This window comes from Prevotella sp. BV3P1 (genome assembly GCF_000479005.1).
GTDB lineage: Bacteria > Bacteroidota > Bacteroidia > Bacteroidales > Bacteroidaceae > Prevotella.
The window spans coordinates 47,004-67,458 of record NZ_AWXC01000051.1 but is presented as its reverse complement, the minus strand read 5'-3'; the positions used below and the strand labels follow the sequence as shown (position 1 = coordinate 67,458).

Here is a 20,455-nt window from a genome sequence, read left to right as displayed (position 1 = left end):
TCAATTGCAGATTATCCACGCGAGAACTGGATTAACAGTCGAAATGGGGGAAAAATGTATCGGAGTTACTCTTTGTCATTGACACAGAACTGAAACTGCTAGATATGCGGTTGCATGGATTGTTCCCTGCTCCGCAGAAGTCTGTCAGCAATCTCCGTTGGACAGGCAAAGCGACAGATTTAGTGGAACTCCTTTATGCTCTCGACACCTGCGACTGTATCAACAACGGAGAAATAGGCGTGGAAGAATTGGCAGACGCCCTTTCCGAACTCTTCGGGATAGAGATAAAGAACTGCTACAACGTATATATGAATATGAAGCGTCGCAAAGATGACAGCCGCACTTATTTCCTTGACGAACTCCGTGAGAAACTCAATAAGCGTATGGTGGAGAGCGACCTGAAAGGCGGCAAGTTCAAGAAGCGGTAAATCAAAAGGGAGATATTCCAGATTCGGAATATCTCCCTTCATTCATTCTTTGATAAGCACTTCCAACTTTTGGGCTATAGCCTCTGAGGTTGGAAGCAGTTCCTTGTATGCCTCCGGCAATTCGGGTGATAGGCTGTATGTTGCCACCCCGATAGGCATTGTAGAAGTTTTGAGGGCATATTCTACAATCGTTCGGCTCTTGGATTTACAGATGATAATGCCGATGGCAGGATTTTCATGCGGGAGCCTCACGGTATCATTCAGTACATTGAGATAAAACTCCATCTTTCCTTTATATTCAGGCTTGAACTCTCCGATTTTCAGTTCCACTGCAATCATTGCCTGCAAGCGTCGGTTGTAAAGCAGCAGGTCGATGAAGTACTCCCTGCCATCCACTTCCAATCGGTATTGGTTTCCCATAAAAGAAAAGTCCGTTCCGAACTCCATCAGAAAAGAGCGGATATTCTTGATGATAGCCTGTTCCAACTCATATTCCGAATGTTCCTCTCCCAGTCCGATAAAATCCAGCATATACTCGTCTTTTACGGCAAGCACCGCTTGGTTGCGGATGTTTTCGGGCAGCGTGGTATCAAAGTTGCTTTGTCCGAGCAAAAAGTTCTCATATGTTTTCAGTTCTATCTTGTGTATCAGCACATCCTTAGTCCAACCGTATTTCTTAGTCGCCAGAATATAGAACTGTCTCTGCTGCGTCTCCTTGCACTTAGTCAGAATAACGATATGCTTCGACCAGCTAATTTCTCCAACTAATGGTTGGAGAATTTCGTTCGATTGATATTCTGCGTAAAATCGTGCCATGTCCCACATATTGGAAACTCCGAAGCCCTTGATTCCCGGGAACTCTTTTTGTATGTCCTGTGAGAGGTTTTCCACAACGGATTTTCCCCAACCGAGAGCCTTCTGCTGTTCGGTAATTCGTCTGCCTATCTCCCAATAGAGAGTTATCATTTCCTTATTGACGGCTTTCAATGCCTCATACTGTGCAGAGCGGATTCGCTTTGTTATCTCTTCCTTAAAACTCAGGTATTCCGCCGATGTGAGCGGTATATTGTGCGTACTCATATTCTTTCTTCTTTATAGTATGCTTGTACCTCTTACCGAAAAGCCTTTATGACCCTGAACACTGCCCACAAGCAGGTAAAAGGAGCGGTAAAGACTCCGATGACAACAAAGAGGAGGAGTTTGAGGATGTAGTAAACTATCCACTGCCCGTTTGTCCCTGCTACCATTTTATAAGGAATGTACTTTTCCACAAAGAGATAGCCCGACCATATCGCCATTAGCGTATATCCGGACATCCATCGCATATCCTCAAAACCTTTGGTCGCCAAAAAGTTCCACTTGAAACCTATGGCAAACAGAGCTGCCAAGAGTAACAAACTACATACGCTCCTCCACTTCTCGCCTTGTCTTCTCTTTTGAAAACAAGGCGTGCAAAGTATCGGCACATACCTTTCTGCACATTCAGGGCAAAGTCCCTTTCCGCAATCGGAACATCGGGCTATCGCCGGCTGTTCTATGTGATTAAAGCAATTCATCTGATTCAAATTCTTACGACTTCAAAAATACAAAAATCCACTTGTTGAGCCAAGAAAATTACCACTTATTTTTATGATTTCTTGGTAGTTAAGAGCTTGGATAGTTCGGGATCATTAGCTATCCGTAGCAACTCTCGCTCCACGATTTCCCGCACCTCCGTCTTGACACGGTCATAGTTCGCCTTTATCTCCTGTTCCATCATATCCTCTCCATCTTCATTTGTAAAGTCAGTAAGAACAGGTATCGGACGATAGGCTGCCGTTTCCCTTGCCACCCTCGCATTGTCCACCACAATCTCACAGTGGAAAATCTTCTGTTCGATGCGTTCGGAGAAATTATCGGCAACCGCTCCTACAAACATACCTTGCGTGAGTGTGGAAATTTTGCTCTGAGGTATCAGGCTGTCCATCTGTGTGGAGATGGAAGTGGTCTTGTCGCTACGGGTGATGCTCATACTCTGCCGTTTCTGAAGCACCTTGCCAAACCTCTCCGAGAGCGTCTTTGCCGTCTCACCGACCACCTGTCCCGAAAAAATGTTCCCGACCGTGTTCATTACCACGGCAGCTTCCTTGTCTCCATAATCCCGCTTCAACTGGGAGAAGTCCTGAAAACCTAAACAAACCGCCACTTTGTTGCTTCGTGCGGTGGCAATCAGGTTGTCCAATCCCTTGAAATAGATGGTAGGCAACTCGTCTATCAGCACCGAACTTTTCAGCATTCCTTTCTTATTGATGAGTTTGACAATGCGCGAATTGTACAATCCCAATGCCGCCCCATAGATGTTCTGCCTGTCGGGATTGTTTCCCACACATAGGATTTTGGGAGCTTGGGGATTGTTGATGTCCAATGTAAAATCATCTCCCGTCATAATCCAATAGAGTTGCGGACTGATCATCCTTGACAGCGGTATCTTGGCAGAGGCTATCTGTCCTTGCAACTGGTCTGCCGCCCCTCCGAGCCAAGCGTCCATGAAAGGAGAAAGATAGTTCTCCAATTCAGGATAAGAGGTGAGTATCGGGAAAATATCCTCGTACTTGCGGCAGAGAAACTCAATGGCGTGCGGAAAGGTGCAGTACTTGCCACCTTCAAAGATGCGGAGATACCAGATGATGGCGGCAAAGAGGACGATGGGCGACTCCACGAAGAAATCCCCCTGCTTCTGCACCCACGTTTTGTTCAGGTTGAGCATAATCGTATAAGCCGATTCATAGGCATCCGATATGTCGCTCATGAAATCGGGGTGTATCGGATTGCAGCGGTGCGACCGTCTCGGGTCATCGAAGTTGATCACATAAAACTTCGGCTTGACCTTATAGCCATTTGAATGATGCAGCAGATGATTATACACAATCGTGGAGAGGTCGGGATACTTGAAATCATAACAGTATAACGCAAAGCCTTTCTCAATCTGCTGCTTGATGAAATTGTTGATGATGGCATAGGACTTGCCGCTGCCCGGTGTTCCCAAGACGGATACCGCACGGAAAGGATTGACCACGTTTATCCAACCCTTGTTCCACTTCTTACGATAATAGAAACGGGTCGGCAGATTGACCGAGTACTCGTTTTCCAATAGCCTTGTCTCCTGCATAAAGGATTCGTTTTCCTGATTGAAGACATCCTCCATCAGGTTGTTCTTCAAGAGCCGGCTCATATAGAGTCCCGCCATCAGCAGACAAACATACCCTACGGTTATCGTAAAAGTATAGAGAGCCGCATTCGCCTCTATGGGTAGTGGCAAGGCGAGTATCCACCAATTAAGGAAGAAAAAGACAAAGCCGATGCCCATGAATGCTCCTATTTTCGCCCAAGTGATGTGCTCCTCTTTCACGCCTTTCGTGCCCAGACAGGAAAGACCCATCAGTACCAGCGCAAAGAGTTTGGTATAAAGCATGTTGCCGAACAGCCCCGCCGTGCGATGGAAATTCATCAGTATCCTGTCCACCACACCGATGTTCAGTCCCCATAGTTTGATGGTTTCGTAACAATACCAATAGAGGTGGGCAACTACCAAAATAATACTTACGGCACGCAGAAAATCCATAATTTTCGCCAGTGCCCTCAAATCATCTTCTTGTTGTGACATAGTCTGTTGTTTTTAGAGTTTACGATGTTTTCTTTTCTTACGCTGCATTCTTCTTCTGAACTGCTCTTCCTCCCAATCCGTACCGTGAGCCTCCAACGGCAGGTCAAGCAGACCTCCCAATACGGAGTCTTCATCCGAGTTCGAGGTTTGGGAAAGACTACTTTTTTCACTCTGCTGTATAGAATCGGACAGTTCGGGGTGCGGACGGTCGAACCATTCTGCTACGGCATTCGCCGAAAGTTCCTTGCCCAATCGTGAGCCATTGACCACACATCCGTTATTGTGGTCTATGAAGGTGATGCCATAGAGCCTACCTTCTTCGTTTTCACGGAAGAGTACATCAATACCCTTGCGATGGAGATTATCCCTAAAATCCTCTCTTGTGGCTGAACGATTCATAGCCTGTTCCACGCCCCACTTGGTTTTAGGTGCAAGCTGTTTCTCTTTCAACTTTTCTTTGGCAGTCTTGAATCGGTTTTGCAGGGCTTCATATCCGACAGATTTCCCAAAGACCGAGGACTTGAATGGATTTCCAAACTTTTTGCCATTTTCATCCGTGACAAAATAGACCAGCCCGTTGTAAGGCTTTCCGTGTACTTCTCCCTTAACTTCCTCCACACATATATTATAGGTGGAAAGCAAGGTTCGGTATTCTTTGAAACTCGGACAATGGTAGAATTTGGCTGCCGGTTTGATGACCGAAACCAGTTGCTTTTTAAGGCTTCCCTCTTCGGGACGGACTTTCCGCAAGCGAAACGCTTCCTTGAATTGTTTCCTGTCGGCAGGGTGTAATCCATACTTTTGCTCCATCTCCCGTGTGATACGCTTGCTGGCGTAGAAGTTATTCCCATCGTTAATCTTCCGTCCCGTCTCATCCACTGCCAAGGTCACGATGTGTAGATGATGCCGGTCTATGTCCTCATGCTTATAGACCACGAAAGGCTGATTGCCATAACCCATCTTCTCAATATACTCCAATGCAATGACGGAGAACTGTTCATCGGAGAGCTTGTCATCGGGATGCGGGTTCAGGGAGATATGAATAATGGGCTTTTTCGTGCGAATTTGGCTTGGCATATATGCCATAAAGTCTTGCATGCAAGCAGTAATATCATGCCCACCATCGGCAGGACAGAACACCTTATTCGTCTCCAAGATCTTTGCTACACCTTCGTTTACCTTCTCTCCATTGTACGCCAATGCCCCATATAGTGAGCTTCCGTAACTTATTTTTGCGACCATTTCTCTTGAAATTCTCGGGTTAATTGCACAATTTCCCCTCCGATGACCGCCAATTCGAGTGTCATTTTCTCCAACTTGGCGAGCATCGCAAAGGCTTTCTTCTCCGTAAAATTGCTTTTCAAAGCGACTACAGTTTGATTATAATTCACTCCGACACTGCGAAATTGTCCGTACAAAGTCGTCAGTTTCTGATAATAATCGAGCAACGAGCGATCCACTTTTATCACCCGAAAGGTCTCGTTGAAAACTCTTGCCTTGATGAATGCCGATAAACTCTGAACACCTGCCACTTCCTTCATAGATAGGAATTGTGCAAATTCGGTAGGCGTGAAATTAACGGAAACACGCTTCTCCGTCTTCTCTTTGGAGCTTATACTCCTCATTTCCTTTTGTCTCATTTGTTTACTATGGATTTTAGTGTTTCACGACATCACCGGCATTTGAGGCATCGCATTCTTCTTATCAAGAAAAAACGACTTCGGAGTTTTTTCAGCTCTCTGCAAGAGCAAGGGTTTTATGCTGCAAAAACGAAGTCGTGCAGCATAAGACATACCTTGCTATTTGCACGGACGCAAATAAATCCGTCCCGAAGGACGGTGCGTTACCTTCTCGAAAAGAATATCTCCTAATGCCTTCAATGCACCGGCTCATCGCTTGGGTGCAAAGTTACTACCTATTGTGTATAAGTTAGTTACAAGCAACGAAGCCATAAACAACCAAATCGAAGCCACAAGTACGCACTTAGTAAAAAGGGGGCGAAAACAGCTTGAAAGACATCTATATTTGCCCCGTCAGACAGGTGTTCACCGGTAGGAGGGCATACCAACTTCCACAAGTCTAAACACCTGTTTGTAGCTACTTGAACAGGCAACCAAGGGTATGGCAATAGGAATGAGAATGGGCATAGGGCAGCAGCTCCGTATATACTTGCACAAGTGTACAATGGGAGACGTGCGGGAGGATGTATGCAAGTGTATCCCCCGTCATGTTTTCCGATACTTAGGCAAGGAGGGAAATCCCCCTCCAAGTAAGGCTCTATTCCCTTATCAAAGCCTCCGGCGGTATGCCCACATGGAAATCCATTTCCTTATGGCGGCAATTCCCCATCTGCCTTTTCAGAGGAGTAAAACAAGGTGTGCATACACCTTCCCATCCATATATGTAAAACCATTAAACAGAAAATGAAATGAAAAAGAAACCTGTTTTTATCGCCTTCTCCACTCAGAAGGGTGGTGTCGGCAAAACGACCTTCACGGTCTTGGCAGCAAGTTACCTGCACTATGTTTGCGGGTATAATCTGATTGTCGTGGATTGCGATTATCCGCAATTCAGCATCAATGCCATGCGTCAGCGTGATGCACAAGGCTTGGAACGCAACCCATCGCTGCAGGAATTGGCTGTCGCCCAGTTCTCCGGTGGGTCTAAGTCCACATACACCATTCTATGTTCAACGGCAGATACAGCCGTGGAAACAGTCAGGGAATATCTGGAAACGAATGAAGCGGATACGGATTTCGTCTTCTTTGACCTGCCCGGCACCATCAACAACGATGGTGTGGTGAACACGCTCTCCGGAATGGATTACATCTTTACGCCGATCTCCGCAGACCGTATCTCGTTGGAGAGTACCCTGAGTTTTGCCTCCGTCATCAAGACAGGCATCACCGACAATCCACAGACGGAGAATAAAGGGATATACCTTTTCTGGAACATGGTGGACGGCAGGGAGAAGACACCGCTCTATGCGCTGTACGAAACAGTGATTGCCGAATTGGGACTTCCTCTTTTGCCGACTGCTGTCCCCAATACGACACGCTATAAGAAAGAGGCGACAGATAATGGGGCGACACTGTTTCGTTCCACCATCTTTCCTCCTTCCCGCACCCTTTTGCGAGGCAGCAAATTGAAAGAACTTGTAGAAGATATTCTTAACATCATTAGAACAGAAGATTATGGCAGAGAAGAATAAAGGAAAGGTCGATCCCGTAGCCATTCGGGAATTGATTTCACAGGGTATCCCGATGAAAAAGAAAGAGAGTGAGATGGCTGCATCAGCCACAGTCGAGGAAAAGAAAAACGATATGACTGAAGTACCCCAAGAAACGGCGGAAGAATTCCATTCTCCCATTCGTACCCGTCGCAGGAATGTCGCCAAGGGAGACTATGTATCACTCTTCATGCACCGCAATGATTTGTTTGACCGAAAGGCTATCTACATCTCCAAAGAATTGCAGGATAAGCTGGCGGAGATTGTCCTCTTCATCAGGAAGCGGGAAATGACGCTGGGAATGTATGTCGAAAATATCCTCCTCAAACATTTAGAGGACTACAAGGAAGAAATCAACCGGTTAAGCGAACAGAATTTCAAGAAATTATTGTGACATGAAACAGACATTTTTCATTCTGCTGCTGGTCGGCTTAGCCTATCTCGGCAGCGTGCAGGTCGTGCGTTTCCTGTACGACCTCTATCGAAAAGCCAAGCGACTCTATCAAGACTTAAGACTCTTCTTTAAGGAACGGGGAAAAGACAAAGTCGTTGTTACTATACGTATTCCCAAGCGGGAGTTCGTACAAGAGGAGAATGTCCTGTTGGCCGAACTTCCCATAACACCCGAAGAGGAGGACGAGGAGAATAGCAAGCCTGTTCTATCTTCGGAACTTCTGGATATGGAGAGTGAAGAGGAGTACGTTCAGGTGGAGTTTGAGGGAGAAAGCCATTCTCTCTCAGAAAGTATCACTGCGAAAGAACTGCACCACATGGGAAGTGTCCTGTCCCGTAAGGAGGTTCCCATAGAGGAAGAGGTCAAAGCGGCAGAAACCATCTGTAAGTTGCACGATTCACCGATGCTCCAAGAGATAGAGAAAGTTGCCGGCGGACGTATCCATGAACTGCTGGAACGTGTCATGAATCAAGCTCACAAGGCGGTTCAGTCCGGGAACTTCGATTACAGCAAATTTATCAAGATATAGTATTCACCCATCAAAAGAAAAATCATGAGCAATCCGATTCACATCGCCATTGCATCCCCTTTGGGAGGTGTCGGCAAAACCACGCTTACCGTACTTGCGGCAAGTACCCTTCATTATCATTTAGGATACAGCGTTGCGGTAATAGACTGCAATTATCCGCTCTATACGACGGCTTACCTAAGGGGAAAAGAAACTGAGGGACAAAATAAGCAAGGATTTTCCGATAAGTGCCTCAAAAATATGATGCGGCAACCATTATGGCTTCAACCCTATCCAATTGTTTGTGTCCCCATAGCAAAAACATGGAAGGAAGCAGAGCGACTCAATACGGGAATTCGCCCCAAGTGTATCTTTTTCGACCTGCCGCCATTGATGCGAACCGAAGGTACGGTGGAGTTATTGACCCGTATGGATGCGGTCATCTTTCCCGTTACGGGTAATCCGATGGATGCCGATGCCGTCCGCCGCTTCATTGAGATTGTAGGCGAACAGGTATTAACCATGGGCAAGGGAAGCATCAAGGAACTCTGCCTGCTTCGTAACATGGTCGGCTCTTGGGAAAAAGAAGAAGTCCAAGAACGCTGTCGAACGCTTGCCGATGAGACGGGAGCTGTACTTATGCAGACCTCCTTGCCATATTCCAAACATTTCCGTCCATGCTTCGCTGACGGCAAGGCGGGTATCTGCACGCTCCGTTCTCCAAGAGGCGGAACATCAGGTCGGCTTGCCGATAGTTTGGGAAAAGAACTACTCGAAATCATCTCCCGCCTATGTTCCGAATAGTTTTTATAGCATTCCTGCTCTATCTCCTATATTTGCTTCTATTCTTTGGATACGAACGGAGAAAGAGAATGGCAAGACGAAAAGCCAAAAGGGAAGATCTCACAGAAGAGGTTTCCGAGGCTGAAATCATCGGTAAAAGTCGCTTTCAAATATGCCACTCGAAGCCACAAGTACGCAGTTATCCGGAAGTCGATTCTACGGGGAAAAAGAGTTCTACATTTGCCATGGAAAACGGAAACGAGCACTCCGGAGATACGGGAGGACTTCCTGAAATCGACGATGTTCCCCTCTGGTATGAAACGGATGGGGCAACGGCAGGAGAAGAGGAAGAGGTCGAAGTGGCAGTGCCGAACGCTGAAAAGGAGACATACGACGGAGGAATTGACTTTGCACGGGTGCAGGAAGCCTTGTCGGTCATACACCGAAACGCCTCTTCCATAGCGGAGCGACAAAGAGCCGGTGAGACATTGACCGAATTGGAAGGCACTCGTCTGATGGAAACACTCCGAAGCGACAAAGTTCGTTCTTCCACGATAGACGATATTGTCCGCAACCGTTTTGAAGAGCTTTATGTTCCCTCTGAGGGCAAGGGCAAATAGTAACAAACCCATTAAACAGTCAAAGACGATGAAAGAAAAAGAGTACGGCTGACATACGAGAGAAGCCACCACTGAAATCCGAAAGTAACAACAGTATTCACCCGTCGAGAGAACATATCCAATCCTCTCGGCACAAAACAAAGATTTATGACCAAAAGACATTTTCTTATCGCAGCCGTTCTGCTGCTTTCCGCCTATTCCGCCTTTGCCCAAGGCAACGGCTTGTCGGGCATCAACCAAGCCACCAACATGGTAACGTCCTATTTTGACCCTGCCACGAAACTCATCTACGCCATCGGTGCGGTCGTGGGACTTATCGGCGGGGTAAAGGTCTATTCAAAGTTCTCGTCAGGCGACCCGGACACTTCGAAAACCGCTGCAAGCTGGTTTGGAGCCTGTATCTTCCTTATTGTCGCAGCCACCATTTTAAGAAGTTTCTTCCTCTAAGCCTATGGAGACCTATCCCATCAACAAGGGGATCGGTCGTTCGGTAGAGTTTCAGGGACTCAAAAGCCAATACCTGTTCATCTTCGCAGGAGGGCTGCTCGCCCTCTTCGTGCTGTTTGTCATCCTCTACATGGCGGGTGTCAATCAATGGATTTGTATCGGATTCGGAGGTACTGCCGCAGCCATCTTGGTGTGGCAGACCTTCTCCCTGAACAGGAAGTATGGGGAACACGGCCTGATGAAGCGTTCCGCGCTGCACAGCCATCCCCGTTACCTCATCAACCGACGACGCATTCCCCGTCTGCTACGGTACAAGGAGCTGCCAAGACGAAAGAGAAGAGAACGTAAAAGAACAAACAAAGGAAAGGAGGACAAAGAATGAGAAACGTACTGAAAGCCACCACGCTGGAAAACCGCTTCCCGCTGCTTGCCGTCGAAGAGGGCTGCATCATCTCGAAGGACGCCGACATCACGGTCGCTTTCCGTGTGGACTTGCCCGAACTCTATACGGTGACGAGTGCGGAGTATGCCTCTATCCATTCTTCTTGGGTAAAGGCAATCAAGGTGTTGCCGACCTACAGCGTCGTACACAAGCAGGATTGGTTTGTCAAGGAGGGCTACCGTCCGGACTTGCAAAAGGAGGAGATGAGTTTCCTCTCCCGCAGTTTCGAGCGACACTTCAATGAGCGACCGTTCTTGAATCACGCCTGCTATCTGTTCCTGACCAAGACGACCAAGAACCGCAACCGGCAGCAAAGCAACTTCTCCACCCTCTGCCGAGGACATATCATCCCCAAGGAGGTACGGGACAAGGATACTGCCCGCAAGTTCCTCGAAGCGACCGAGCAATTCGAGCGGATTATGAACGAAAGCGGTTTTATTCGCCTCTCTCGCCTAACGGACGAGGAGATTATCGGGACGGCGGAGACACCGGGACTGATTGAGAAGTATTTCTCGCTGTCCCTCTCCGACACGACGGTTTTGGAGGACATCGACCTCAAAGCCGACCAAATGCGTATCGGTGATAAGCGACTCTGCCTGCATACCCTTTCCGATACGGAAGACCTGCCCGGGCTGGTAGGCACGGATATGCGCTATGAGCGTTTATCCACTGACCGCAGCGACTGCCGCCTTTCCTTTGCCGCACCCGTGGGACTGTTGCTGCCGTGCAGCCATATCTACAACCAGTATGTGCTCATTGACGACAGTGCGGAGAACCTGCAACGCTTTGAGAAGAATGCACGGAACATGTACTCGCTCTCCCGCTACAGCCGAAGCAACCAGATCAATAAGCAGTGGATAGACGAGTATCTGAATGAGGCGCACAGCTTTGGGCTTACCTCCGTCCGCTGCCACTGCAACGTGCTGGCATGGAGCGAGGACGGCGAGGAACTCCGATGTATCCGCAACGACGTGGGCAGCCAGCTTGCCTTGATGGAGTGCAAGCCACGGCACAACACCGTGGACGTGCCTACGCTCTTTTGGGCAGGCATCCCGGGCAATGAAGCCGACTTCCCCGCCGAAGAGAGTTTCTACACCTTCATCGAACAGGCGGTCTGCTTCTTCAACGAGGAGACCAACTACCAAGATTCGCTCTCACCGTTCGGCATCAAGATGGCAGACCGCAGCGGCAAGCCGATTCACCTTGACATCTCCGACCTGCCGATGAAGAAAGGCATCATCACGAACCGTAACAAGTTCATCTTGGGACCCTCGGGCAGCGGTAAGTCGTTTTTCACCAACCATCTCTTGAGGCAGTACTGGGAACAGAATACCCATATCGTCTTAGTGGACACGGGAAACAGCTATCAGGGGCTGTGCGAGATGATACGCCACAAGACGCAGGGTGAGGACGGGGTCTATTTCACCTACACGGACGAAAGCCCCATCAGCTTCAACCCGTTCTATACACCGGACAAGGTGTTCGACGTGGAGAAGCGCGAGAGCATCAAGACATTGCTGCTGACCCTTTGGAAGAAGGATAACGAACCTGCCACACGCTCGGAGGAGGTCGCCCTCTCCAATGCCGTGTCGCTCTTTATCGAACGTATCAAGACGGACGACGGCATCGTACCCTCATTCAACAGCTTTTATGAGTTTCTCACTACCGATTATGCGACTTTGCTCCATGATAAGAAGGTCAGGGAAAAGGATTTTGACTTGGCTAATTTTCTCAACGTGCTGGAGCCGTACTATAAGGGTGGAGAATACGACTATCTATTGAACTCGGACAAGCAGCTCGATCTCTTGAACGCCCGCTTTATCGTCTTCGAAATCGACGCGATAAAGGATCATCCCATCCTTTTCCCCATCACGACCATCATCATTATGGAACTCTTCATCAACAAGATGCGACGGCTGAAGGGAATACGGAAAGTCATCCTTATCGAGGAGGCTTGGAAGGCGATTGCGTCCGCAAATATGGCGGGATATATAAAATACCTCTACAAAACGGTAAGAAAATTCTTCGGCGAGGCGGTCGTGGTTACACAGGAGGTGGACGACATCATCCAGTCGCCCATTGTCAAGGAAAGTATCATCAACAATTCCGACTGCAAGATACTGCTTGACCAGCGCAAGTACATGAACAAGTTCGATCAGATACAGGAACTCTTGGGACTGACGGACAAGGAACGGGGGCAGATACTCTCCATCAACCAGAGCAACGATGCCACAAGGTTATACAAGGAGGTGTGGATTGGGCTGGGTGGCGTACAGTCCGCCGTCTATGCCACGGAAGTGTCGAAAGCCGAATACCTCACCTACACGACGGAAGAGACGGAGAAGATGCGTGTGCTTGCCAGAGCCGAGCAACTTGGCGGCAACATGGAGCTTGCCGTCAGGCAACTTGCCGAAGAGAATTAGACAACAATAACATTCACTAAAATCCAAAGTAAAATGAGAAAGAAAATTTTAATGCTTATGGCGTGCGGTTGTCTCATGGCAGGTAGCGCACACGCCCAGTGGGTGGTCACAGACCCCACCAACCTTGCACAGAGCATCATCAACACCACCAAGGAAATCGTGCAGACCTCCAAGACGGTCAAGAACACGCTCGACAACTTCAAGGAGGTGGAGAAGCTCTACAATGAGAGCAAGAAGTACTACGATGCCCTGAAAAAGGTGAACGACCTCGTTCGTGATGCCCAAAGGGTAAAGGAGACCATTCTGATGGTCGGGGAAATCTCCGACATCTATGTGAACAACTACAAGAAGATGCTCTCCGACCCGAACTTCCGACCGGAGGAACTGATAGCCATTGCCAACGGCTATACCAAACTGCTCGGAGAGAGCAACAACCTGCTCAAGGAACTGAAACAGGTGGTGAACATCACCACACTGAAGATGACCGACAAGGAGCGTATGGACGTGGTGGACCACTGCTACAAGGAGGTGAGGGACTACCGCAACCTCGTGCGCTACTACACCAACAAGAACATCTCCGTGAGTTACCTCAGAGCCAAGGCGAAGAAGGATGCGGACAGGGTACTTGACCTGTACGGGACGGACAACGAAAGATACTGGTAGCCATGGGAGCGGAATTTGACAATCTGCATCAGGTGCTCCGTTCGCTTTATACGGAGATGATGCCCATGTGCGGCGACATGATTGCCGTTGCAAAGGGAATTGCGGGCTTGGGTGCTCTCTTCTATGTGGCACTCAGGATATGGCAGACGCTTGCCCGTGCCGAGCCTATCGACGTCTATCCACTGCTCCGTCCGTTCGCTCTCGGTCTCTGCATTCTCTTTTTCCCGATGGTCTTGGACACCATCAACGGTGTGCTCAGTCCCGTCGTGCAGGGAACGCACAAGATGATGGAGACGCAAACCTTCAAGATGGACGAGTACCGCAAGATGCGGGACAAGATAGAGTATGAGTCAATGGTGCGTGACCCGGAGACCGCCTACTTGGTGAGCAACGAGGAGTTCGATAAAAAAATAGATGAACTCGGTCTTTCGCCTTCGGATATGGCAACGATGGCAGGGATGTATGTGGAACGCAGTATGTACAACTTCAAAAAATGGTTCCGTAATATGGTGCGGGAGTTTTTGGAACTGCTCTTCGCCGCTTCCGCCCTGCTCATCGACACGCTCAGGACTTTCTTCCTGATTGTCCTCTCCATCTTGGGACCGATAGCCTTCGCCATCTCCGTATGGGACGGTTTTCAGAGTACCCTCACGCAATGGATTACGAGGTATGTCTCCATCTATTTCTGGCGCCCGTGGCGGACTTGTTCAGTTCGATGCTGGCAAAAATCCAGGAACTGATGCTCAAGCACGACATCACACAGTTACAGAACGACCCGACCTATTCCATAGATGCCTCGAACGGTGTGTATTTGGTCTTTATGATCATCGGTATCATCGGCTACTTTACCGTTCCCACCGTTGCCGGTTGGATTATCCAAGCGGGAGGTGCAGGGAACTATGGCAAGAACGTGGGACTTGCTGCTTCAAAGGGTGCAGGTATCGCAGGTGCCGTGGGTGGAGCCGTCGGCGGTTTCGCCGGAGGACACGCACGAAATGCGATGAACTATGCGGGTAGCAAGGGCAAGGAGATTGCCGGGAAGTTATTTCATCGGGGAGGAAACAAATCCTCCGAACCATCGGAACAAAATTAAAAAGCTATGGAATTTAAGTCATTAAAGAATATCGAAACGAGTTTCAGGCAGATACGCCTCTTTACCTTGGTCGTCATCTGCCTGTGTGCTACCCTTGCGGGCTATTCGGTATGGAGTGCCTACTCCTTTGCCGAAGCCCAGAGGCAGAAAATATATGTATTGGATGGCGGTAAGTCGCTGATGCTCGCCCTGTCGCAGGATCTGTCGCAGAATAGACCCGCGGAAGCCAAGGAGCATATCCGCCGCTTCCACGAACTGTTCTTCACGCTTTCACCAGACAAGAATGCGATTGAAAGCAATATCTCCCGTGCATTGCTCTTGGCGGACAAGAGTGCCTACAACTATTATCGGGATTTCTCAGAGAAGGGATATTACAACCGTATCATTGCGGGCAACATCAACCAAGTCGTGCAGGTGGACAGCGTGGTATGCAACTTCAACCGCTATCCGTATTCCGCAAGGACGTATGCCCGACAGTTGATTATCCGTGCCAGCAACGTCACGGAACGCAGCCTCGTTACGGAGTGCCGCCTGCTGAACACGAACCGAAGCGACGACAACCCGAACGGTTTTAACATCGAGGGATTTGAGATTTTGGAGAACAAGGACATCAGTACCCGTAAGCGATGAAAAAGAAAAGTCTGTTCCGAATGATGCAGGAGGGAGCGGAGGCAAGGCTCCGCCGCCTGTGCGGACGCATCCCCGCTCATTTGAGGCTGTATGTCGTCCTGACGATGCTTCTCTTTTTCGCCATACTTGCCAACTATGTTTTCTTCAACGGTTTGTACCGTATCTTCTCAGACGGAGACTCCGAGGAGGAAACGTTACCGGCAATCGAGCATATCGAAACCCCTGAAGTAAGGCGGCTCTATCCCAACGACAGTATCAACCTATTAAAGTATTACGATTATGTACCCATTCAAAAGAAAGACAGCCTCCAATACGAGCACCTCGCCTGAACTGACGGAGGAAGAAAAACAAAGGCGAAAGAAGTTTGTCATTTACCCGCTGATGTTCCTGCTTTTTGCAGGCTGTATGTGGCTCATCTTTGCCCCATCGAAGAAAGAGGAGGAGCAGGACAGCCAAGGTTTCAATACGGAAATGCCGGATCCGCAAGCCTCGGAACTCATCGGCGATAAGAAGAAAGCCTACGAAAAGGAGATGATGGAACAGAAGGAACAGGAACGAAGCCGTGCCATGCAAAGCCTCAGTTCCATGTTCGGGGAGATGACAGGAGGACAACCGGTGCAGAGTTCCGAAGAGTTGGCATTGAAGACGGATTTGTCGGAAAGAGATAACGGTTTCGGCTCTCGTACCACTGCTCCACAAGAGGGATTCCATGCTTCGGCTTCCGCTTACCAAGACATCAACCGCACGCTCGGCAGTTTCTATGAAGCACCAAGAGAAGACCCGGAAAAAGAGGAAATGCGTACCCGTTTGAAGGAGTTGGAAAGTCGTATGAGTGCCGAGCAGCAGTCGCCCGCTATAACCGTGAACGACCAGATGGCACTGCTCGAAAAATCCTATCAACTGGCAGCCAAGTATATGCCCGCAGGAGGTAATGGACAATCTGCTTCGGTGACACATACCTCGGGGAATGAGACGGCTTCCGAAAGGAAAGCGGTCTCTTCCGGTCGCAATGGAAAGGCAATGGCGTTTCCTGTCAGGCAGGTGAGCGGTCAAGTGGTGTCGGCTCTGGCACAGCCGATGAGCGACTCGACTTTCCGCTCCGAATATGTCAAGGAGAGGAACTATATGTTTCAAACGGCTATCGGGACAATCTCGCAGACGGAGAGAAACACCATATCAGCCTGTGTGTATAACAATCAGACGGTTATGGATGGGCAGACGGTGCGTTTCCGTCTCTTGGAGCCGATGTTGGTATCGGGCAGGGAGATTCCACGCAATGCCCTTGTCGTGGGAACGGCAAAGTTGCAGGGCGAACGACTCTCCATTGTCATTTCCTCATTGGAGTATCGGGGAAGCATCATTCCCGTGGAGCTGTCGGTCTATGACACGGACGGACAGGCAGGGATATTCATTCCCGGCTCGATGGAACGCAGTGCCGCCAAGGAAATCGTTGCGGGTATGGGGACATCCGTAGGCAGCAGCGTGAACATCTCCACTGATGCAAAAGCACAGCTTGCCTCCGACCTCGGCAAGGGGCTGATACAGGGAACAAGCCAATACTTTGCAAAGAAGATGCGTACCGTCAAGGTGCATCTGAAGGCAGGTTATAAGGTGCTACTCTATCAGCCAGAGAACAAGTAAATCACAATTATTATTCACCACTTTAATCCAAAGTAAAATGAAAAGAACAGTTTTAGCCATCGCCCTGATGCTGGGCGTAGTCTGTGCGAACGCACAGGAAACAACTTCAAGCGGAGACCTCTATGAGGGACTGACACGTAAAATCGCCTTTGAGCGCATGATACCGCCTCACGGGTTGGAAATCACCTACGATAAGACGGTGCACATCATCTTCCCCTCCGCCGTTCGCTATGTGGATTTGGGTTCGCCCAACCTCATTGCGGGTAAGGCGGACGGAGCGGAGAACGTCATCCGTGTGAAAGCGACGGTCAAGAACTTCCGGGAGGAGACGAATATGAGCGTCATCACGGAGGACGGTGCGTTTTACACCTTTAATGTCAAGTATGCCGACGAGCCGCTGCTCTTGAACGTGGAGATGACGGACTTTATTCATGACGGTGCGAGCGTAAACCGCCCAAACAATGCGATGGAGGTCTATCTGAAGGAACTTGGCAGCGAGAGTCCGATGCTGGTAAGGCTCATCATGAAGTCCATCCATAAGGAGAATAGGCGTACCGTCAAGCACATCGGCAGCAAGGCGTTTGGCATTCAATATTTGCTTCGAGGTCTGTACTCGCACAACGGGTTACTGTACTTCCACACCGAACTGCGCAACAAATCCAACGTTCCGTTCGACATCGACTTCATCACGTTCAAAATCGTGGATAAGAAGGTTGCCAAGCAGACCGCCATGCAGGAGCAGGTACTGCTTCCGCTGCGTGCCTACAACTATGTTACCTGTGTGGCGGGACAGAAGAGCGGTCGCACGGTGTTCACGCTTCAGAAGTTCACCATCCCCGATGACAAGCAGCTCATTGTGGAGATGCACGAGAAAAACGGTGGGCGACATCAGTCCTTCATCGTGGAGAACGAAGACCTTGTGCGTGCAGGGGAGATTGACGAACTCAGAGTGAAGTAATATGAGAAAGTCTCTATTTTCCATATTTATCGTGATGCTTGCCCTCTTTGCAGGGCAGGCACACGCCCAACGCTGTCTGCCCAAAATGAAGGGCATACGCCTGACCGCAGGCATGGCGGACGGCTTTTATGCCAAGTCTGCCAGCAACAACACAGGCTATATGTTCGGGGCTTCGCTTGCCACCTACACTAAAGGCGGACATCAATGGGTGCTTGGGGCGGAGTATCTCTGCAGATACCACCCTTATCGGGATAGCCGTATCCCTACGGAGCAGTTCACGGGCGAGGGAGGTTTCTTCTGTAATATGCTGTCCGACGGGAGCAAGACCTTCTTCCTCTCCGCAGGCGTTTCTGCCTTGGCGGGATATGAGACGGTCAATGGTGGAAAGAAACTGCTCTTTGACGGCTCGACGCTACGAAATAAGGACGGCTTTCTTTATGGTGGTGCCGTTACCTTGCAGGCGGAGACTTATCTGACGGACAGATTGGTGTTATTGTTCTATGGCAGGGAGTGTTGTCTGTGGGGTGGCTCTACGGAGCGTTTCCATGCCCAGTACGGTGTCGGACTGAAAATCATGCTGGACTGATGGACGTGCGACAAATGAGAAAAATCCCCATTGCGGACTTCCTGAACGCAATGGGGATTCAGCCAAAAAAGCAGAAAGGTGGCATTCTCTGGTACAATGCTCCTTACCGCACGGAACGGACACCCTCGTTCAAGGTCGATACGAATAAAAATGTATGGTTCGACTTTGGAATCGGCAAAGGGGGCGACATTTTCGACTTAGCAGGAGAGTTTATCGGAAGCGGTGACTTCCTCCTGCGGGCGGCTTTCATTGCAAAGAGTGGAACGTGTCCGCCACTTGCTTTGGAACAACCGCAAAGAAGCGAAAGGAAAGGACTTGTCTTCGAGGATATTTGGGTGCGACCATTGCAGAATCCCAGACTGCTGGGTTATCTGGAAGAACGGGGAATCAATGCCCACGTTGCCATACCCAACTGCGAGGAGGTTCGATACCGGGTGCATGGCAAACGGTACTATGCCATCGGCTTTCGTAATGAGGCAGGAGGAATGGAATTGCGTAATCGCTTCTTCAAGGGCTGCATCCCTCCGAAGGATATTTCACTGAAGCGTAACGGTTCGGACGTGTGTGCCGTATTCGAGGGCTTTATGGATTACCTCTCCGCTATGCAAATGGGCATCATCGCTTCGGACTGGCTTGTGCTTAATTCCGTCTCCAACGTGGAAAAAGCGGAGAAAGCCTTGCAGGGCTATGAAAGGATAGAATGCTTCCTCGACAATGACGAGGCAGGGAGAAGGACTTTTCAGAGATTGCATGGCTGTTTCGGGGAGAAGGTCATCGACCGTTCTGCCCTATATGCCAAACATAAGGATTTGAATGACTACCTGCTGTCTCAAAGGCGGGTGTGAGTGTATAATATAAAATGTAACAAACAATGAAGAAGAAAATATTGAATACAATTTGGGTAATGGGGGTACTCTCCATTGCTGTGTTTTGTTTATCTGCTTGTAATCACGAGCTGGATATTCAGCAGGCGTATCCGTTCACGGTAGAGACAATGCCGGTGCAGAAGCATATCGCCAAGGGACAGACGGCGGAAATACGCTGCACGCTCAAACGGCAGGGGCGATTTGAAGATGCACGCTATACCATCCGTTATTTCCAACCCGATGGTAGGGGGAGATTGAAGATGGATAACGGTATGGTCTTCAAGCCCAAAGACCGTTATCCGCTCACGAAAGAAGAGTTCAGGCTATACTATACTTCCGCATCCACAGACCAACAGACAATAGATGTGTATGTGGAGGACAACTTCGGGCAGACGGCAAAGCTCTCGTTTGAGTTCAACAGTCAGAAGAACGAGGAAAAGGAGAAGAAGGATGAGGATAGGAAGTAAACTTGTCGTCTTGTGCCTTGTCTGCCTTTCCTGCTTACGGCTTTCGGCTCAGGACAGAAGAAATGTACTTCTCTCGTTGCCGCCCTTTGAGCGTGCCGTTGTCTGCATCAAGCATTTTGAGGGCTTACACGGGTTCAAAGATGCTCCCTATGTCGGATACGGGCATCAGCTCTTGCCGGGCGAACATTTCACGGCAGCGATGACGGAACGGCAGGCGGACTCGCTGCTCCGGTCAGACCTGATGAAGCGTCTGATGATGTTCAAGGACTACGGCAAGGATGCTTTGTTGCTTGCCGTTCTGTCCTACAATGTTGGAGCGGGTAGGTTGCTGGGATACGGGAAGTATCCCAAGAGCCGACTGCTACGAAAGATAGAGTCGGGCGACAGGGATTTCTACCGTGAATTTGTCTCTTTTTGCCAATACAAAGGCAAAGTTCTGCGAGGACTTGTCAAACGGCGAAAGGTGGAGTTTGCCCTGTTTTATATACCTTGATTATCAAATACGCCTCTTGCGACATTTTTATGTTCTGCAAGGGGCGTTTTTTCGCCGTTTTATTCGCCTTTCTCGTTATGA

At 49.2% G+C, this 20,455-nt stretch carries 23 protein-coding genes and 1 pseudogene; 19 read left to right on the top strand and 5 right to left on the bottom strand.

Going from position 1 to position 20,455, the window contains the following annotated elements; translation table 11 throughout:
- The first annotated feature begins 104 nt into the window (after positions 1 to 104).
- Positions 105 to 428 (top strand): RteC domain-containing protein, encoded by a 324-nt coding sequence (locus tag HMPREF1254_RS09490; RefSeq protein WP_023058485.1) that lies wholly within the window; start codon positions 105 to 107, stop codon positions 426 to 428.
- Positions 429 to 470: 42 nt separating this feature from the next.
- Here HMPREF1254_RS09490 and HMPREF1254_RS09485 read toward each other — a convergent pair whose 3' ends face one another.
- From HMPREF1254_RS09485 to mobA, 5 genes are all read right to left on the bottom strand, one after another.
- Positions 471 to 1,508: a PDDEXK nuclease domain-containing protein gene (locus tag HMPREF1254_RS09485; RefSeq protein WP_023058422.1), complete on the bottom strand. Its 1,038-nt coding sequence runs from the start codon at positions 1,506 to 1,508 to the stop codon at positions 471 to 473.
- A gap of 32 nt (positions 1,509 to 1,540) precedes the next feature.
- A complete protein-coding gene (locus tag HMPREF1254_RS12470) occupies positions 1,541 to 1,744 on the bottom strand; it encodes a permease of the drug/metabolite transporter (RefSeq protein WP_196491339.1) in 204 nt (67 codons plus the stop codon).
- Positions 1,745 to 2,055: 311 nt separating this feature from the next.
- Positions 2,056 to 4,071, bottom strand: coding sequence for a conjugal transfer protein MobC (gene mobC / locus HMPREF1254_RS09475; protein ID WP_023058402.1), 2,016 nt, complete (start codon positions 4,069 to 4,071; stop codon positions 2,056 to 2,058).
- 12 nt (positions 4,072 to 4,083) lie between these two features.
- Complete coding sequence (gene mobB / locus HMPREF1254_RS09470; protein WP_023058425.1) at positions 4,084 to 5,313, bottom strand: conjugal transfer protein MobB; 1,230 nt, start codon at positions 5,311 to 5,313, stop codon at positions 4,084 to 4,086.
- A complete protein-coding gene (mobA, locus tag HMPREF1254_RS09465; protein ID WP_036873522.1) occupies positions 5,298 to 5,711 on the bottom strand; it encodes a conjugal transfer protein MobA in 414 nt (137 codons plus the stop codon). The genes mobB and mobA overlap by 16 nt, the downstream gene beginning before the upstream one ends.
- Positions 5,712 to 6,499: 788 nt before the next feature.
- Between mobA and HMPREF1254_RS09455 the strand changes: the two genes are divergently transcribed.
- The 18 genes and pseudogenes from HMPREF1254_RS09455 to HMPREF1254_RS09370 all read left to right on the top strand — a co-directional run bounded on the left by HMPREF1254_RS09455 (position 6,500) and on the right by HMPREF1254_RS09370 (position 20,374).
- Positions 6,500 to 7,282 carry a ParA family protein gene (locus HMPREF1254_RS09455; protein ID WP_023058466.1) on the top strand — a complete coding sequence of 261 codons (783 nt, stop codon included), beginning with the start codon at positions 6,500 to 6,502 and terminating at the stop codon, positions 7,280 to 7,282.
- Entirely contained in the window at positions 7,266 to 7,694 is a 429-nt protein-coding gene (locus HMPREF1254_RS09450; protein WP_004365107.1) for a DUF3408 domain-containing protein, read from the top strand. Before HMPREF1254_RS09455 ends, HMPREF1254_RS09450 begins: the two co-directional genes overlap by 17 nt.
- A gap of 1 nt (position 7,695) precedes the next feature.
- Positions 7,696 to 8,283, top strand: a complete 588-nt coding sequence (locus HMPREF1254_RS09445; protein WP_023058486.1) for a hypothetical protein — start codon at positions 7,696 to 7,698, stop codon at positions 8,281 to 8,283.
- Between the two features lie 24 nt (positions 8,284 to 8,307).
- The gene (locus HMPREF1254_RS09440) at positions 8,308 to 9,066 is read left to right on the top strand and encodes a ParA family protein (RefSeq protein WP_023058465.1); all 759 of its coding nucleotides are present in this window, start codon (positions 8,308 to 8,310) and stop codon (positions 9,064 to 9,066) included.
- Positions 9,054 to 9,665 carry a hypothetical protein gene (locus HMPREF1254_RS09435; protein WP_036878918.1) on the top strand — a complete coding sequence of 204 codons (612 nt, stop codon included), beginning with the start codon at positions 9,054 to 9,056 and terminating at the stop codon, positions 9,663 to 9,665. Before HMPREF1254_RS09440 ends, HMPREF1254_RS09435 begins: the two co-directional genes overlap by 13 nt.
- 147 nt (positions 9,666 to 9,812) lie before the next feature.
- On the top strand, positions 9,813 to 10,112 hold the full coding sequence (locus HMPREF1254_RS09430; protein ID WP_004365102.1) for a DUF4134 domain-containing protein: 300 nt from the start codon (positions 9,813 to 9,815) through the stop codon (positions 10,110 to 10,112).
- A gap of 4 nt (positions 10,113 to 10,116) precedes the next feature.
- Positions 10,117 to 10,494, top strand: coding sequence for a DUF4133 domain-containing protein (locus HMPREF1254_RS09425; RefSeq protein WP_023058419.1), 378 nt, complete (start codon positions 10,117 to 10,119; stop codon positions 10,492 to 10,494).
- Entirely contained in the window at positions 10,491 to 12,977 is a 2,487-nt protein-coding gene (locus HMPREF1254_RS09420; RefSeq protein WP_023058394.1) for a TraG family conjugative transposon ATPase, read from the top strand. The genes HMPREF1254_RS09425 and HMPREF1254_RS09420 overlap by 4 nt, the downstream gene beginning before the upstream one ends.
- Positions 12,978 to 13,010: 33 nt before the next feature.
- Positions 13,011 to 13,640 carry a DUF4141 domain-containing protein gene (locus tag HMPREF1254_RS09415; RefSeq protein WP_023058438.1) on the top strand — a complete coding sequence of 210 codons (630 nt, stop codon included), beginning with the start codon at positions 13,011 to 13,013 and terminating at the stop codon, positions 13,638 to 13,640.
- 2 nt (positions 13,641 to 13,642) lie between these two features.
- A pseudogene (gene traJ / locus HMPREF1254_RS09410) lies at positions 13,643 to 14,733 on the top strand (conjugative transposon protein TraJ).
- A gap of 6 nt (positions 14,734 to 14,739) precedes the next feature.
- Positions 14,740 to 15,363, top strand: a complete 624-nt coding sequence (gene traK, locus HMPREF1254_RS09405) for a conjugative transposon protein TraK (RefSeq protein ID WP_023058480.1) — start codon at positions 14,740 to 14,742, stop codon at positions 15,361 to 15,363.
- The gene (locus tag HMPREF1254_RS09400; RefSeq protein ID WP_023058404.1) at positions 15,360 to 15,692 is read left to right on the top strand and encodes a TraL conjugative transposon family protein; all 333 of its coding nucleotides are present in this window, start codon (positions 15,360 to 15,362) and stop codon (positions 15,690 to 15,692) included. Before traK ends, HMPREF1254_RS09400 begins: the two co-directional genes overlap by 4 nt.
- On the top strand, positions 15,643 to 17,004 hold the full coding sequence (gene traM / locus HMPREF1254_RS09395) for a conjugative transposon protein TraM (RefSeq protein WP_023058449.1): 1,362 nt from the start codon (positions 15,643 to 15,645) through the stop codon (positions 17,002 to 17,004). Before HMPREF1254_RS09400 ends, traM begins: the two co-directional genes overlap by 50 nt.
- A gap of 37 nt (positions 17,005 to 17,041) precedes the next feature.
- On the top strand, positions 17,042 to 17,962 hold the full coding sequence (traN, locus tag HMPREF1254_RS09390) for a conjugative transposon protein TraN (protein WP_023058477.1): 921 nt from the start codon (positions 17,042 to 17,044) through the stop codon (positions 17,960 to 17,962).
- Position 17,963: 1 nt separating this feature from the next.
- Entirely contained in the window at positions 17,964 to 18,548 is a 585-nt protein-coding gene (locus HMPREF1254_RS09385) for a conjugal transfer protein TraO (RefSeq protein WP_023058442.1), read from the top strand.
- Positions 18,548 to 19,393 carry a toprim domain-containing protein gene (locus HMPREF1254_RS09380; protein WP_023058448.1) on the top strand — a complete coding sequence of 282 codons (846 nt, stop codon included), beginning with the start codon at positions 18,548 to 18,550 and terminating at the stop codon, positions 19,391 to 19,393. The genes HMPREF1254_RS09385 and HMPREF1254_RS09380 overlap by 1 nt, the downstream gene beginning before the upstream one ends.
- Before the next feature lie 26 nt (positions 19,394 to 19,419).
- Positions 19,420 to 19,881 carry a DUF3872 domain-containing protein gene (locus HMPREF1254_RS09375; RefSeq protein WP_023058421.1) on the top strand — a complete coding sequence of 154 codons (462 nt, stop codon included), beginning with the start codon at positions 19,420 to 19,422 and terminating at the stop codon, positions 19,879 to 19,881.
- Positions 19,865 to 20,374 carry a lysozyme gene (locus HMPREF1254_RS09370; RefSeq protein WP_036873509.1) on the top strand — a complete coding sequence of 170 codons (510 nt, stop codon included), beginning with the start codon at positions 19,865 to 19,867 and terminating at the stop codon, positions 20,372 to 20,374. Before HMPREF1254_RS09375 ends, HMPREF1254_RS09370 begins: the two co-directional genes overlap by 17 nt.
- Positions 20,375 to 20,455: the final 81 nt, after the last annotated feature.